Consider the following 1,141-nt stretch of genomic DNA (forward strand, 5'->3'; position numbering starts at 1 on the left):
CGGCGCGGTGAAATGTGCGCCCACGTCCAGCTTCTGCTGCAGGGTCTCGCCTTCATGCCAGGTGGTCAGGTAGTACAGGTAATTCTTTTGCTCCGGCGTGATCACCTGCGGGAAGAAGCGTGCGACCACGCGCTTGGCCAGCCACTCTTCATGCGCAAAGGCCGAGCGTTCGTGCGGGTCACCCGCGCGGTCGGGGTGCAGGGTCTTCAGCACGAGGTGACGCTGCGTCTTCGGATCGAGCACGCGGTACAGCAGGGTTGCCTGCGAACTGTGGATCACCGACTCGACCGTGTAGCCGTCGATTTCCTGCCCGGGCTTCAGTTTCGGCGGCACCGGCAGCTGGGCCGAGACCGATAACGCATCGCGCAGGTTTTCCTCGGGCAGGCCATCCACGCGCAGCACGAGGGCGCTGCAATTGTCCGTCGAACCGGCGTCCAGCGCGGCATTGACCAGGGCGTTCGCACATGCTGCCGGATCGGTGCCGCCCATTGCTACATCCGCCAGCGCATGGGTGATGTCGTATTCCGTCATGCTTGACCAGACGCCATCGCAGGCCAGCAGCAATACGTCACGCTCGCGCAGTTCACCCATGCCGTGGTCGATCGCCAACCGGGTATCGAGGCCGACCGCCCGGGTCAGCACGTGCTGCATTTCCGGCCGGTCCCACACATGGTCCGTCGTCAGTCGCGTCAGTGCACCGCTGCGCAGCAGGTAGAGCCGGGTATCCCCGACATGCGAAAAGTAATAGCAGTTGCCGCGCAGGACGACCGCAGTGAGCGTGGTCGCCATGCCGGCCAGTTCGGGGCGGACCGAGCCCTGCTTCTGCACCCAGCTGTTGATGGCCTTGATGACCTTGTCCATCGCCTGCGTCACCGGCCAGGTGTCCGGCGTCGCGTAGTAATCGGTGAGCAGGCCGCGCACCGTGTATTCGGAAGCTTCGCGGCCGCCGTCGTTGCCCGACACGCCATCGGCGATGGCGGCGATCAATCCCTTGGTCGAGAGTTCGGGCTCATTGGGCGTGACCAAGCCGACGAAATCTTCGTTGCGCTCGCGGCGGCCGGCGAGCGTGGCATGGCCAATGCTGACGGATAGGGGCATCGTGGAATCCGGGGGGAAGCTGAAGAAAAACGGCGGGGGGGGG

General features: G+C 64.9%; 1 protein-coding gene. It reads right to left on the reverse strand.

What is annotated here, in order from left to right; translation table 11 throughout:
- On the reverse strand, positions 1–1,098 hold a 1,098-nt coding region (locus tag AYR66_RS29175; RefSeq protein WP_206047000.1), incomplete at its 3' end, for a PP2C family protein-serine/threonine phosphatase.
- Positions 1,099–1,141 lie beyond the last annotated feature (43 nt).

Source organism: Noviherbaspirillum denitrificans (assembly GCF_002211445.1).
In the GTDB taxonomy this organism is placed as follows: domain Bacteria; phylum Pseudomonadota; class Gammaproteobacteria; order Burkholderiales; family Burkholderiaceae_D; genus Noviherbaspirillum; species Noviherbaspirillum denitrificans.